4 protein-coding genes, 1 tRNA gene and 3 pseudogenes are annotated in these 14,940 nt (G+C 43.9%); 5 read left to right on the plus strand and 3 right to left on the minus strand.

Going from position 1 to position 14,940, the window contains the following annotated elements:
* Nucleotide 1: 1 nt before the first annotated feature.
* From mads6 to ACJY2L_RS11465, 5 genes and pseudogenes are all read left to right on the plus strand, one after another.
* Nucleotides 2-4,135 carry a methylation-associated defense system protein kinase MAD6 gene (mads6, locus tag ACJY2L_RS11445; protein ID WP_439212759.1) on the plus strand — a complete coding sequence of 1,378 codons (4,134 nt, stop codon included), beginning with the start codon at nt 2-4 and terminating at the stop codon, nt 4,133-4,135.
* Nucleotides 4,132-5,778 (plus strand): methylation-associated defense system protein MAD7, encoded by a 1,647-nt coding sequence (gene mads7 / locus ACJY2L_RS11450; protein WP_439212758.1) that lies wholly within the window; start codon nt 4,132-4,134, stop codon nt 5,776-5,778. Before mads6 ends, mads7 begins: the two co-directional genes overlap by 4 nt.
* Nucleotides 5,775-11,231 (plus strand): methylation-associated defense system ATP-binding protein MAD8, encoded by a 5,457-nt coding sequence (mads8, locus tag ACJY2L_RS11455; protein ID WP_439212757.1) that lies wholly within the window; start codon nt 5,775-5,777, stop codon nt 11,229-11,231. Before mads7 ends, mads8 begins: the two co-directional genes overlap by 4 nt.
* A gap of 177 nt (nt 11,232-11,408) precedes the next feature.
* Nucleotides 11,409-11,543, plus strand: a pseudogene (locus ACJY2L_RS11460) (IS256 family transposase); the annotation flags it as partial.
* 91 nt (nt 11,544-11,634) lie between these two features.
* Nucleotides 11,635-12,746: pseudogene (locus ACJY2L_RS11465) on the plus strand (IS3 family transposase).
* A gap of 48 nt (nt 12,747-12,794) precedes the next feature.
* Here ACJY2L_RS11465 and ACJY2L_RS11470 read toward each other — a convergent pair.
* The 3 genes and pseudogenes from ACJY2L_RS11470 to ACJY2L_RS11480 form a co-directional block, all read right to left on the minus strand.
* Nucleotides 12,795-12,986: pseudogene (locus tag ACJY2L_RS11470) on the minus strand (integrase); the annotation flags it as partial.
* A gap of 327 nt (nt 12,987-13,313) precedes the next feature.
* Nucleotides 13,314-14,519 carry a tyrosine-type recombinase/integrase gene (locus tag ACJY2L_RS11475; protein ID WP_439212756.1) on the minus strand — a complete coding sequence of 402 codons (1,206 nt, stop codon included), beginning with the start codon at nt 14,517-14,519 and terminating at the stop codon, nt 13,314-13,316.
* A 174-nt stretch (nt 14,520-14,693) separates the two neighbouring features.
* A tRNA-Arg gene (locus ACJY2L_RS11480) sits at nt 14,694-14,770 on the minus strand.
* Between the last annotated feature and the right edge of the window lie 170 nt (nt 14,771-14,940).

Consider the following 14,940-nt stretch of genomic DNA (forward strand, 5'->3'; position numbering starts at 1 on the left):
TATGGCACAGGTATTTGCAATTGGTGATGTGGTTAACGATGAGGAGCGTAAAGCCATCGCTTGGTTAAAAGAAAAGTTACCCGACGATTACTTTATTATTCATAGCTTTGAAGTTGAACAGTATGACCAGCTGTTTGAAGTGGATATCTGTGTTGTTGCGCCCCATGCAATTTACTTAGTGGATGCCAAAGGCATCCACGGCCAAGTTGAGGTGGACGGCACCATGTGGCACACCTCCCACAACAGTTATCGCTCGCCATTGCCGAAATTACGCGGCAATGCGAAATCGTTATCGGGCCTCATTTGTAAGCAAAATCGCGCAAATATAGATTTGAAAAAAATCTATGTGGATACTGCGGTGGTTCTCACCATAGATGATTGCGAGTTTAAAGACCCGGAAGATCGCGAGCGCGGCCATGTAGTGGCACTAAAAAACAGCACCCGTTTCTTTACCGACAGTGCCCGTATTCCAGAACGCTTTGAGCGCAATGTGACTAAGTACATTCAGATTATCGCAGAGGCTTTGGGTAAGTCGGCAAAAAAACGCAGCCATGGTGAACGCTTTGGCAACTGGGAAGTGACTGAAACTTTGTCCGATAATCAGTATTTTACGGAATACAGAGTATTTAACATTACCGCTGGCAGTAAGGGCGGCACTGTACTGGCTAAAGCCTATAAAGCCGACCCCTACCTGCCAGATGAAGAGCGAAGCAAGCAAAAACGCCTGATTGAAAACGCTTATCGTGCGATTGCAAAAATGCCCTCGCATTCCGCCATTATAGGCGTGAAAGACTTCTTTGTTACCGAAGCGCAAGATAAATACTTGCTATTAACCGACGACATTCCAGGTGAAATACTTAGCAAAAAGCTTAAAGACGCAAGCTCACTGCTCACATTAGATCAGAAGAAGCGCATCGTTAATGACTTGTTGCTGGCGTTAGAGCATTTATGCCGCAATGACGTGGTTCATCGCAACATTACCCCTGAGCATATCTTAATGGGGGCAGATGGTCAGCCAAGGCTGATTGATTTTGACTATGCTCGCATAGGGGCTGAAAACACTACCACGATTGCCGACGAAGTACAGCAGCGGATCTCAAACCGTTATAAAGCCCCCGAACTGTGGGCTGATAGCCATGCAGCCAGCCGCGCCTCGGATATTTACAGTTTAGGTCTGGTTATTTTTGAGCTGTTTAGCGGTGACGCTGCCTTTGATTCGGTCACCCAAGCTATCGAAAAATCGTGTCTGTTCAGTACAAAGTTAAGTGAGCGATATAAACAGCTACCAGCAGAATTTGATAATTGGCTTCAAACTCTATGTCACAAAGAGGCACAGCAACGGCCAAGCCCAGAAGATGCGCTGGCGCAATTTAATGCACTCTGGCAACCCAAAGCAGCAGTAAACGCTATTGAGCCTAATAAATCCTCACAATTGAGTGTTAAAGCGCACAATACCCATGAGCCTTCAGTCAATTACAAGCGCTTACCGAGTGGCTACCAGCTAACTAATAAATACGTCGTGCAGCAACCGCTGGGTAAACCTGGCGGTTTTGGTATTGTGTATAAGGTAACGGATACCTTTGGTGATGTTTCGCGTGCGGTGAAGCTGATTTTGAATGATAGAGAATCGGTATTAGAGCGTTTAAAGCAGGAATACCGCACCTTGGTAAAACTGCCAGAGCACCCCTATGTGGTAAAGGTGTACGATGCAGACGTGCTACCTAATCAAGGCCCGCCTTATATTGTTTTTGAGTACCTTGAAGGACTAGATGTAAGTGAGCTGATCCAGCAGCGCTCATTAACGGCACACGAAGTGTGGACTATGTCCAAGCAAGTAGCGGAAGGGTTGCAGCATTTACACGAGCATAATATTTTCCACTGTGACATCAAACCACAAAACCTGATTTGGAAAGACGGTAAAGTTCGTATCATCGATTTTAACGTATCGGTAGATGCTGAAGATCTAACCTTAGGGGGCGGTTCAAGAAAGTATTTACCACCAGATTTAAGCATTACCGAAACACCGCAAGCCTCTGATTTGGTTGACAGGGATATATATGCCTTGGGCATAACCCTGTATCGTGCCATGACCGGTGAATACCCATGGGCCAATGTGCAGTACCCACCTATGGATGAGTTAGCACGTCACCCCAATGAGTTTACCCAGAGCTTTAATTTAACCGATGATGTTTCGGCGGTACTGCTAAAACTGATCGCCCCTAAACGAGTTGACCGTTTTGAATCTGCCGAGCAATTGCTGAAAGCATTGAATAAAGTCCAGCAGTTGAAAAAGGCACAAACTTTATCGGAAGAAAGTACTTCGCAATTTCATTTGCCGCCTCTTGCTGACGGCTCTAACCCAAGTAAATCTGCGTTTCATGATTTTATGCTGACGCTGCATAGCCAAAGTCGTCACTCAAATGCGGGTACCCGTGGCTTAGATGATTACGCAAAGTTAATTTACGTAGAAACCGCCTTGGATACCGAGCTTGCTCCAGCAACTCTGGCTGGGCAACTGCGCTTAGTGCTAATTACCGGTAATGCCGGTGATGGTAAAACCGCATTTCTGCAGCAATTGGAGTCTCAGGTTGAGGCGCAAGGTACGAGCGTTCACTTAAATGCACAAGGGAATGGCAGTTGGTTTGAGATAAATGGTCACAAATACCTGACTAACTACGATGGTAGTCAAGACGAAGGTAGCAAAGATAATGATGTGGTACTCGAAGAGTTTTTTACTGTCTATCGAGGTGACGATTCAAATACGTGGCCACACCATGAAACCCGGTTAATTGCCATTAACGAAGGTCGGCTAGTCGACTTTTTAAGCCAACACTCGGAAGGCTTTTCCGCTCTTAAAGCCTTAGTTGAACAAAGTTTAAAAGATGGTTCAGTGCAAAATGACGTGGCGGTAGTAAACCTGAACATGCGTGATGTGCTTGCTTCGACTCAAAATCAACCTGAATCTATTTTTGAGCGCATCATCGGAAAAATGACGTCGGCCAAGGTTTGGCAAGGCTGTGATTATTGTGCGCTAAAAGACAAATGCTACGTTAAGCACAATATTGCTACCTTTCAGGACGAGCAAACTGGACCTAAAGTCATCGAGCGTTTGAAGTATATTTACAAACTGACCAGTTTACGAAATCAGCTACATATCACGATGCGTGATTTGCGTTCGGCACTGAGTTATACGCTAGTCGGTGAATACTCCTGTAACGAAATTAAAGAAATCTATGCCAATGGCGAAGGCGACAAAATTCTTTATGGCTATTACTTTAACGCTTGGTGCGGTAACGACAGTACGCAAGATAGATTGCTAAAGCTGCTAAGAGAAACCGATATTGCTCAAGGGTCTGACGTGCGCTTAGATCGCGGACTGGATTTCTTAGGCTTAGATGCTGTTGATTGGTTACAGTTCGAGCAGCGTAGTGAACACGAAACCCAACTCCTGGCCAATGCTCATCAGAGCTTACCCAATGGCACGGCATTAAGTGAGAGTAAGGAACGCTACCTATCTCATCGTAATTTGGTTGGGATGTTACGCAGAAAGGCATACTTTGAGCGCCGTGGAGAAAATTGGCAAACATTACTGCCTTATCGTTCAGCGAAGTTATTAGTACGTTACCTCGGAGACAGTGCATTACTGAATGAAGCGAAATCGCTTGCCATTAATGCAATTAATCGTGGTGAAGGTTTGCATAACCCGATGTATTTTAATGGTCAACTGGCGATGCAAGTACGTAAGGTACATTTAGGCACTATTAGAAATTATCGCTTATTCCCATCGGATGTTTTTTCAATTGAAGTGAAAGACTCAGCGATGAACTCTTCATTTGTGGAACATAGCCCACAGTCACTATTGCTGAAGTACCAAGATGCAACCGGTCTTACTGCAGAGTTAGAATTGGATTTGGATTTGTTTGAAATGCTGCATCGTCTTAACCAGGGCTACGTGCCTTCAGCCCAAGCGGAGCAGAGTTTTTATTTAAGTTTAACCGTATTTAAGAACGTACTGGCTTCAGCGCCCTATCAAGAGGTTTTGCTAACTACCAACGGCCAACAGTATGAAAAAATAACCCGCGACGAAGGTGGTGTTTTGCAGTTAGAACGATTGGTAGCGGAGATTCAGCCATGAAGTTAGGTAAAAAAGATAAGGCTTTTCGCACTAATAAGGTGAGCTATCTCGATTACAAAATTGTCGAAATGGACAGAGTTTTAACTCATCTATTCGCTCGGCTTAAGCACAATGGAGCTTCCAGTAAACTAAGTGCTAAAGGTATGACGGTTGAGTTGTTTAAAGACGAGTTTCTAGACTCTCGTAACGGGAAACATTTTAAAAACTTCTCTCAAGCACCCATTACTATTGAAAAGTGGATTGAAACCCATCTGGTGGACCTAATTAATCGTGGTAAGGCTAACGAAGCCGTTGCTGCACCTAGACCACTTCACGGTAATACTTATTTGTTTCGAAATCCTAAAAATTGCCGGGATTATGGTGCCTCTAAGCAAGTATATGAGTTGCTATACCATGCCAATAATGGTCAGACCGCGATTAACCGACTCAAACAGTTTTTCTTTGCTGGTGTAGATTCTACGACAGGCCAGTATGATAATTTGTCGCAAGTAGATGTCGAAACGCAGGCAATATTAAGGCTGTCTGATCAAGTGAAGTCGGACGCGCCTGATCATGCTGACTTACAAGAACGTTTTGCGCCGCTTAATCAACAGGCTGCGGATATTCTAGCTGAAGATATCATTAAGTTACTGACGTATCGCCAGTATATTCCTCGGTCAGTGATGGTTGAGTACATAAAGATATTGTTAGCCTTTCACTTGGCGCTATACCAATTGAAATTGTTCAAGTTGCTGCCTGCTTTGGCTAAGAGTAAGGGCCGTAATCTCCAAGAGAGCAATAAACAAAAGACGGCCATCTATGTGGACATGACAAATGGCGCTAATGGCTTGAGTGAATCGATGGCTGAGCGAAGTGCGACGTTACATTACAAACGTATTCCTGCTTTTATTAAAGCCTATTTCGGCGTTAAAAAACTCGATGAGTTTGCAGAGTATCTATCGAAAAAAGGCAAATTATCGGGTTCAAAATCGATAAAACAAATGTCAGTGCCTGATTTGTTTACTCTGCTGGAGTCGCCGTTAGAGCAAGAGCGCGATCAGTTTTTTGGTCAGCGTAATGCTGGAATTTTAGATGCGTCAGTGTCATCTGCTCATGAATCAGAAGATATTCCGCCGGAGATTCATGCTATTACCCAACTTGGCTTACCTGAGTATGAAACCTACATAGAAATTTTGTTGTTTGTACAAGGTAATGCGATCCGTTCTGGCTTAGTCAAAAACCTAGATAGTTTTATGCTCAAAAATAAGCCTGGCGCTTTGTTAGAACAACAAAGTGGTAGCACTGGTGGACGTAGGTTTAGCGTTGATGGACGTCTGTTAGAGGTGCTGTTACAGCTAGCCGTACTTACCAAAGGTGGTGACTTGGGATTTCACACTAAAGAGTTGAGAGTCGATGAGTTGTTAACTTTCTTAAAAGAACGATATGGCATTTTTATTGATTCATTACCTGACACTGATGCTTTCTGTGAGTCATCAATTGATGTGAATAAAGCGCTTAGAGATAACTTATCTGGTTTTAAGCGCCGGTTACGAGAAATTGGTTTTTATCGCGATCTTTCTGATGCGTATGTAACACAAACGGTTACTCCAAGATATCAGATAAATAGTAAGCAAAATGAGAGCATGAAAGGACGTAGCGCATGATTAAGGGAATTCAAACTGTTATTAAGTCAGATATTGACGGCAGCTTAATCAGTGTCCTTGTACCTAAGTTTAGGATGTTACTAGAAACTCGCGGTGCGGGCCACTGCATGAAGGTATCTGATTTAGAAACTGAGCTTATGTATCAGCTTAGTGAAGTAGTATCTGGGGCTGTTGAGTATGCCCAAGTTGCCGTATTGGCAATGAAAGCGACTCGTAATTTTTCGGTTACCAGTACGAAGCTTGTTGAACTGCGAAACCCTGATGAACACGGCCAGCTTCGCCAGCCATTACTGATTTTTGTACCAAATGAATTAAAAACGTCCTCTGAAGACTCTTTTGGTGCAGCGACCTTTGAGCAAATTGATATTTCAGATGCTTATTGGCTGGCGTTTAATCAAGTAAAGGCTGAATCTCCCGATCCGATTAAGCGGTTGTTAGACGAAGTTTACTTCATTCTTCAAGAAAAGGCGGCGCTAAAACTCAGTGCTTATCAATGGTTGCGATACGCGTTAACAATTAAGGTGAATGGCTTTGATCCAAGTGTTGCTGGTGCTGCTCTTTACGAGCTGGGGCTGATTCCTGATCTTGAGTTGCATCAAGATCATTCCATGTTGGTACGCAAATTAGTTAAAAATCGCGAGAGTGTACAAATTATAAACCGCTCTGAGAAATCAGCGATTGCGACCGTTTATGACCTGCAGCTAGAAGGTGAAGATTTTAATAAGAGATTAGCGCTCTTTTTGAATGATCAGGAAAATCTACTCGATAGCAGTTGGCGCAAGCAATTAGTGGTGGATAGCAGCAACTGGGCACTCACTTTTGATAAGTGGCGCTTTCAGTATGAGGAAGATGCCACTGATACGGTTTGTTTAACGGTGACTGAGGTTGGTTTGCCGCTTATTTCTGATGATGAAACAGACTTAAACTTACAACAGCTGATTGGCCAACAAGTATTAACTACCGGCCAAGGTAGTTTGAAAAAGTTTTCTGTGACTTTTTCTGTTTCACCAAAACCTAGTGAAGTTAATGGGTTAGCGAAATATAAAGCTCAGGTGTTTACTCAACAAGGTGATTTTGTTGGGTTAATTAAGGTAGGTAAAGCTACATCAAAATCCACAGTCACTATCACGTTTAACAAGTTGACTGGAATCGAATGGGAAGAAGGATGGCATTACATTCGAATTCAAGCATTTGATGAAAACGATGAATTATTACCTTTGGTTGATGACAAACAGTGTCCAATACCGTGGGGTACGTCCAGTGCGGAGGAAGCTGGCTCACGAATTAATGAAAGTGAGCTGTTTTATGTATTGCCAGCGGCAGATGCTGAGGTTGAGCCGATTGAGGGGCGAAAAGTCAGAGAGGCGTCATTAGCGCATGCGAAGATTAAAGCTGAATTTGCCAACGTCATCGAAACTGGGAAATTTAGTAATGCTGAAGTAATGGAAACGACTTGGCAAGATAGTAAGAGTAAGGCTGAGTCGATCGTCAATGTGAAACTCAAGAAAGGAAGTGGTATTCAAATTCCCGTTACCACTTACTTAAAAAACTTTGAGCAAAAAATTCTAGCTAATCCAATGGCTGCTTTGACATGGCGTGTAGAAATTCGCAATCAAGAAGCAAGTGAGTCTGGTGCCGATGCTGTAAATTGGCCAATAAAGGGTGTAGAAAGTCAGTTTGAAAAGTTTAAAGTAGCACGTGAAACGTATTTTCAAATTATACATCAAGATGAGAAAGAGCTGGTTTCTGTCGCTCATGATCATGTGTCTTCATCACATGAAGCCTACCTGTATTCCAGCAGCTATCTAGAATACCTAGCAGCGGTATTTCAGGAAACTGAAAATGGGCATGACTATTCGACTGAATTAGCAGCGTTACTTCGCTTGGATTCACTTTCAATCGTGATATGGAATTATGACGGCAGCTATAAAAAGGCGATGTTACTGGGGCCTACACATCCACTAAGGGCTTTATGGCTAAGTGGATGGGCTTCTCTTGCGGAAGGCTGGGCAAGACAGAGTGAGAAGGTTGGTAAGGAAATCGCGGTTGGGACTAAAAACAGTTTATTAGAAGAACTCTCGTTAACCAATTTTCCTTACGTACTGCCAGACTCTCAGGGCCAGTTGATGGTCGCACTTGATAGTATTCATCCATTTTGGAGTATTCTGTCGTCTGCACAAGAAAAAGAGCCACAAGCACTCATTGATAAAATTAAAACTGCATTTGGTATTAAAAATGATTACCAGCAAGTTGGTAAGCAAAGTAGTGCCTTTCTAGCCACAAAAGTCGAAAGATATTTGATACAACATCCCTATGTGAACTGTTTATCGATCAATGTATTTAACGCGGGGTCTGCAGGAGCAGTAGCGGGTATGTTGTTGGCTTTGAGAAAGAAAGCGGAGCTAAAGCATATTAGTTTTGATATTCGTCTATTCGTAGCTGATCCATATGCGACAGAAGTAGGTTCTGATTTATTTAAGCTAATAAATAGTGACGAAGAAAGTGAGAATGAAAACCAGCTATTTCATTCAGCCGAAAATCACTTGCAGCCGAAATTAAGTATTTCGCTCAGAGCGAGCTCTGAATTTGAGCAGTCGCCTGATGAGTTTCAGTCTCATCTAAGCATGTTATTCGATGTATTCCCTGCACAAGAGTTATCGGTAGTAAAACCTCAGGTGGATGAACAAGTTGCGCCTATACACGGGTTGTATCAGGACTATTGCATTGATTATTTCGATGAGAATGGGGTTGTTGCTTGGGATCGCCACACGAGGCATGGTGCTGCAAAAATTCTTTTCGGCGGCCAAGTATCGGAGACTATAGCAAAACTGCCTAAAATGATCTCGGCAATAACCGCATCATTGGCGACGGGCGATTTTTCATTAGAACAGGTTCCAGTAGTCAGGTTGGCACTTGATAGCACTGAAAGAGCTTTGTTAAATCAATTACATGAAGTCAGTGACTGGGTATTCACTGTGGATAGAAACCTGGGAATTGAATTTTTTGATCACGGTGGTAAAGATGGGCGTCCTGATTATCTGATTGATCACAGCCCTGAAATGGCTTCTTCAAATACGCACAACTTTGTTATTACTTCGCGTTCGACTACAGAAATAGAAGCTTTATTGAGAGGGACGTTAGAACAGCATCAAATTGTTCCTAATGTAGATAAGGCGACGCGGGTTTTAGATTCTCTCAGAGCGTTGTCAGGTAGGCTAGCGCTAAAACTGGCCTCAAATAGCGCTTCAAAGTCGGAAGCCTTAGGGTTGGCCTTATCCAAACTTTATCTTGAGTACCAAGGAGTGTTTAAGGACCAGATCATAGTTCCTTTAGATGCTCATCTTGAGCTTTATTCTGAACTACAAAGGGCTGATGGTGAACTAGGTGCAGATGTTAGCTTTAAAAGAACAGATTTAGCATTGTTCGATTTGGATGCTTCATCGCGCACAATTCGTTGTAATTTAGTCGAAGTTAAGTGTTATTCAGAAGTCGGCGATATGACGAAGTACGAAAGCTTAAAAAAGAGCATCGCTGAGCAAATTTCAGAATCTGAGCGTGTTATTCAGCGTCATTTTGATTTAACGCGTACAACACCGGATAGACCTGATCGCTTAGTTAAAACACAAAAGCTCTGTGTCCTTCTTGAACATTACCTTAAACGATCTGAGCGTTTTGGTTTATTGAGTTCTGAGATTGTCGATGAAGCAAAATTTTTGCTTAGAACATTAGAGCAAGGATACAAGCTTTCAATCACCCGAAGTGCTGTTATTTTTGATTTTGGCCAGAATAGTTCCGGCATTGAAAAAGAAGTTGGTATCGAGTTTCATCGTGTTGGGCGAAACCATATTGACGAGTTGCTATCAGCTAAAGTCCCCGAGGATAATGAACAAAGTGAAGGGACGTTGGATTCACTTGAACTAACGCTACCTAAGTTGACTTCAGCCGAATTCTTACATAAAGAGCGAGATAGAACCGTATCTTGGGCTGAATTGGTATCCCAAGCTGTGATCACTTTGCCTGAGCGGCCCGATGCTTCAGAAAATGAAACGATTAAAGTACTGCCTTTTAATGATGATGAGTCGGCTACTGTTTCAACGTCGATTAGTCAGAACGTTGAAGAAGCAAAATCTGTTGATAATCCTGCTCCTATAGTAGCTAATTCTGCAGAGCCAGAGCCAGAGCCAGAGCCAGAGCCAGAGCCACCACTAGACGTATACTTATACAATCCGAACATAACTGCTGGCAATGAAGTTGAGGTCGTTCCTCACGATATTGTTCTTGGTGTCAACGGTGATTCTGCTCAGTTCGGCCTATTGGGAGAGGTCCATGGCCGGAAAATCGCTTTAGATTTAAACCATACTCACACACTAAGTTTATTTGGTGTTCAAGGTGGGGGAAAAAGCTATACATTAGGTTCAGTTGTTGAGATGGCAACTAAATCAATTCCATCGATCAATACGCTACATAAAGAGTTGGCGAGTGTGATATTCCACTACAGCGCTACTCAGGACTATAAACCTGAGTTTACATCGATGATCGCCCCAAATGACGATGTTACGCAATTAGCTAAGCTCAGAGAAGTATATGGTGCGGAGCCAACTTCCTTAGATGATGTTGTGTTGTTAGCTCCTGAAGACAAGTTAGACGAACGGCGTGCTGAGTACCCTGGGATTGAGGTGCATCCGTTGAAGTTTTGTTCTTCTGAATTGCAAGCTGGGCACTGGAAGTTTTTGATGGGGGCTATCGGCAACCAAGCCGCATATATTCGCCAACTAGGCAATATTATGCGTAAAAATCGAAATAACCTCTCGATTCAAGCGATAAGAGACGGGATACAAAACTCTAGTCTTTCTGAGTCTCTTAAAGACCTAGCAGATATGCGTTTGGATTTTGCTGAGCAGTACATTGATGACCAATTAAACGTTGGTTCGCTGATTCGACCAGGCAGAATGATCGTTGTTGATGTTCGGGATGAATTCATTGAAAAAGATGAGGCACTAGGTTTATTTGTGGTGCTTCTGCAAATATTCTCGGAAGCCAAATACCAAGGGCATTCTTTTAACAAACTGATTGTTTTTGATGAGTGTCATAAGTACATAGATAGTCCTGACCTAGTAAAAGGTCTTGTGGAAACGGTTCGGGAAATGCGCCACAAGGGTACCAGTGTCATGATTGCCAGCCAAGACCCGCCGTCTGTACCGGTCGAACTTATTCAGCTATCTTCACAGATAATTCTGCATAAGTTCAACGCTCCAGATTGGTTAAAGCATATTCAAAAAGCCTGTATCGGTTTGAAATCTCTAACACCTGAGAAGCTAGGAGCGTTAAAACCAGGCGAGGCATATATCTGGTCCAGTAAAGCAAATGACAATGCATTTGTAAGTGATGCAATGAAGATCCAGTGTCGCCCAAGGGTAACTAAACATGGTGGTGATACGTTGACAGCCGTATAGGCAAATGTCTTTTTTAGAGACGCATTTTAAAAAATTGATTTAGAACATATGTCGGCTTAACTCAGTGCGAAGCCAATGGGGAGTGTTAGAAATTCTGTGTCATTCCAGTAATATCTAAATAGAAAGGAGTGACACATGTTCAAGCCCTTCGATTTTGATAAAGCTCTTTAGTCCGGTCTGGCATTAACCGGTAAAGATGATATATTAACCCATTTAATCAAACAGTTAACCGAAACCGCACTGGCTGCAGAACCGGATTCTCATCTAGCTCAGGATGTGGAAGCTAACCGGAAAAACGGCTCCGATAAAAAACCATCATAGCACTGTAAGCATCCCGCATAATCGTGCCATTCACATTTAGAGATCTTCCGGCATACTCATTCTGCCAACGAAGGAGATCGCTATGCGTAAAGCCCGTTTTACTGAGCATGAGATCATCACCGTAATTAAATCGGTTGAAGCCGGACGAACCGTGAAAGATGTCTGCCGTGAGGCCGGCATCTCTGAAGCGACTTACTACAACTGAAAATCTAAGTACGGCTCCATGTAAGTGGATGATAATAAGAAGATAAAAGACCTTGAAGATGAGAATAAACGTCTTAAGCAGATGTTTGCTGATCTGAGTCTTGAGTGTCGTGCACTGAAAGATGTCATTGAAATAAAGCTCTGAAACCAGCCTTTAAGCGTGAGCTAGCAACAAATCTGATAACCACATTCGGGCTCAGTACCCGTCAGGCCTGCCGGAGCCTGAACCTGAGCAGAACGGTTTACCACTACCGCCCGGATACCACACGTGACAAACCCGTTATTTTCGCATCACAGGCAGTCGCTGAACGGTATCTACGATACGGTTTTCCGAAGCTGTTCCAGTTGCTGCGACGACAGGTGCACCGCTGGAACCACAAACGGGTCCACCGTATTTACTGTCTGCTGAAGCTGAATTTTCGTCATAAAGGTAAACAACGTCTGCCGGTGCGTAATCCATTACCACTTGCCACACCGGAAGCGCTGGACCAGAGCTGGTCAGTTGATTTCATGCATGATGCCCTGATTTGTGGTCGTCGTTTTCGAACATTCAACGTTGTTGATGATTTTAATCGCGAAGTGCTGTCGATCGAAATCGACCTGAATTTACCGGCACAGCGTGTCGTTCGTGTGCTGGAAAGGATCGCAGCCAGTCGGGGTTACTCCGTGATGCTTCGTATGGACAATGGCCCGGAATTTATCTCACTGACGCTGGCTGAGTGGGCAGAAACGCACACAGTAAAACTGGAATTTATCCAACCCGGGAAACCGACTCAGAATACTTTCATTGAACGCTTTAACCGGACATATCGTACTGAGGTACTTGATTTTTATCTATTCAGGACGCTGAATGAAGTACGGGAAATTACGGAAATATGGTTGTCGGAATATAACAGTGAACGTCCGCATGAATCTCTGAACAATCTGACACCGGAGAAATACCGACTACAATATCATTTGGCCGGGATCTCAAAAAGTGCATGGAATTAAAAAGGGTTTATTTACAACTTTTTCTCTATTCGCATCAAGATAATCAGCTCACCACTGTAACATCAGCCTTCTCTCTCCCAAATGCTCCGCCTTATGTATGTAAACTGCTCGTACAGAGCTACGCTCTTGGTGACTCATCTGCCGTTCTATCGCATCCCTAGATCACAATCCTGATTCAATCAACGAGCTACAAGCCATCGTCCTGAATCCATGCCCGCATACTTCCGTTTTTGTCTCATAGAGTGAATCAGCAACACCATGCCTTGCCTTCAGTCAGCTTATAGGCTTTTGCTTCTGGCTTAGTCGAACGAACCTTCACATCATTCAAAGCCATGATGAATATCCTTTCAAGGGCTCTGTGCGGGTACAAACATTATCGAACCGCGATATCCCTCCATTGCACCCACATCAGTAAATTGATGTAGATTGAACTAAATTGACTTAGGCTGAGTGAAAAGCGAGGAAAGCCTTGCAGATACTTAATTTCAGGCGCAAAAAAAAGACGTTCGTTGATGTCTATTGATGTTCCGATGGTGCTAAGGCCGGACTCAAACCGGCACTTCCCATTTAAATGGCTTTATGGAGCTCAGTACTATTTATTATCCCTAAGCCATCCATATAATCCCCATACCACTGCAACATATCCCTTCTCTGCTCAAGATATTGCGCGTGGTTGTACGTCCCACGAATCGTGTTCTTGTCCACATGCGCCAACTGCAACTCAATCCAAGCAGTGTTATACCCCTGCTCATGCAAGATCGTGCTCATCGTGTGCCGGAATCCATGCCCTGTCGCCTTCCCGTGATAACCAATTCGCTTTAGCACTTGATTGATACTCGCTTCACTCATTGGTTTGGTGATGTCATTCCGCCCCGGAAATACCAATGAATATCGCCCTGTAACCGCTTGGATTTCGCGAAGTGCTTCTACCACCTGAGTTGACAACGGCACCATATGAGGTCGCCGCATCTTCATGCGTTCTTTAGGTACTTCCCAAGTAGCTTTATCGAAATCGAACTCTTTCCACTCCGCCAGACGTAGCTCAAGAGTGCGCACACCGGTCAGCATTAGAATACGCGTTGCAAGGCGAGTAATTGGGCTCCCCGAATAGGCTTCTAACGCCTGCAAGAACTCAGGCAACTCTTCAGCGAGTAAATGAGGAAAATGTTGCGACTTAGGCGTTGCCAAAGCACTAGATAGCTCAGAAGCAGGATTGCTCTCCGCTCGGCCAGTAACAATCGCGTATCTAAATACTTGATTACAAGCCTGTCGGATTTTACGCAGTTTGTCGAGCACACCACGCTTCTCTAACTTACGCAGTGTCGTTAGCATCTCCAAGGGCTTTATCTCTGCAATAGGCCGCTTACCGAGATCTGGGAAAATGTCGTTTTCAAATGCTTCCATCAAGTCATCAGCGTAGCCTTTCGACCATCCAGCACGCTTATATTCATGCCATTCCAGCGCGATTGATTTGAAGTTATTTTCAACACTCGCTTTCTGCGCCAGTTTTTCAACCCGCTTCTCTTCGCTTGGATCTCCACCAAGCGCAACAACCTTGCGTGCTTCCTCTCTCTTCAAACGAGCATCTGCCAATGAGATATCGGGATAAACACCGATAGAGAGCTTTTTCTCTTTACCCAGCACGCGATATTTTAAGCGCCAGTATTTAGCACCGTTGGGTTTGATCAGCAGGTAGAGCCCGCCGCCATCCGTTAATTTGTATTCTTTCTCTCTTGGTTTTGCAGTGTCGATCTGCCGTGCATTTAGTGGCATAGGGGGCCCCTAATTTCCATTGAACGAGATGAGCCCCCGCAAAGGCCCCCAGACACCAATTGATTTGGGTTGAACTGAGTAGACTTTGGTTGAGCTCGCGACAGAAAAATCCAGCGATATCAGGGAGTATAAAGCAAAGAAAGAGAGTTCAGTAGAGGTGTGTTGACCTGAAAATGGCACGCCCTACAGGATTCGAACCTGTGACCTACGGCTTAGAAGGCCGGTGCTCTATCCAACTGAGCTAAGGGCGCATGGAGTTGGGTCGAATTATACGGTCAGCGACCGGTGAGTCAACGTTTTTGCGCCGCTGGCGCTTCTGATGCTGAAGTTCTGCGCAACTTCAGATAATTCAATGCCTGACAGACGCCACCGCTTCTGCCAGAATAGGCGCAACTCCCCCGTTTCAACTCAACACAGTGGA

Source organism: Duffyella sp. Ts4 (genome assembly GCF_051851875.1).
GTDB lineage: Bacteria > Pseudomonadota > Gammaproteobacteria > Enterobacterales > Enterobacteriaceae > Duffyella > Duffyella gerundensis.

Excerpts from the sequence above, each read along its gene's own strand:
- mads6 (WP_439212759.1), top strand. The coding sequence starts at position 2 with ATGGCACAGGTATTTGCAATTGGTGATGTGGTTAACGATGAGGAGCGT.
- mads7 (WP_439212758.1), top strand. The coding sequence starts at position 4,132 with ATGAAGTTAGGTAAAAAAGATAAGGCTTTTCGCACTAATAAGGTGAGC.
- mads8 (WP_439212757.1), top strand. The coding sequence starts at position 5,775 with ATGATTAAGGGAATTCAAACTGTTATTAAGTCAGATATTGACGGCAGC.
- ACJY2L_RS11475 (WP_439212756.1), bottom strand. The coding sequence starts at position 14,519 with ATGCCACTAAATGCACGGCAGATCGACACTGCAAAACCAAGAGAGAAA.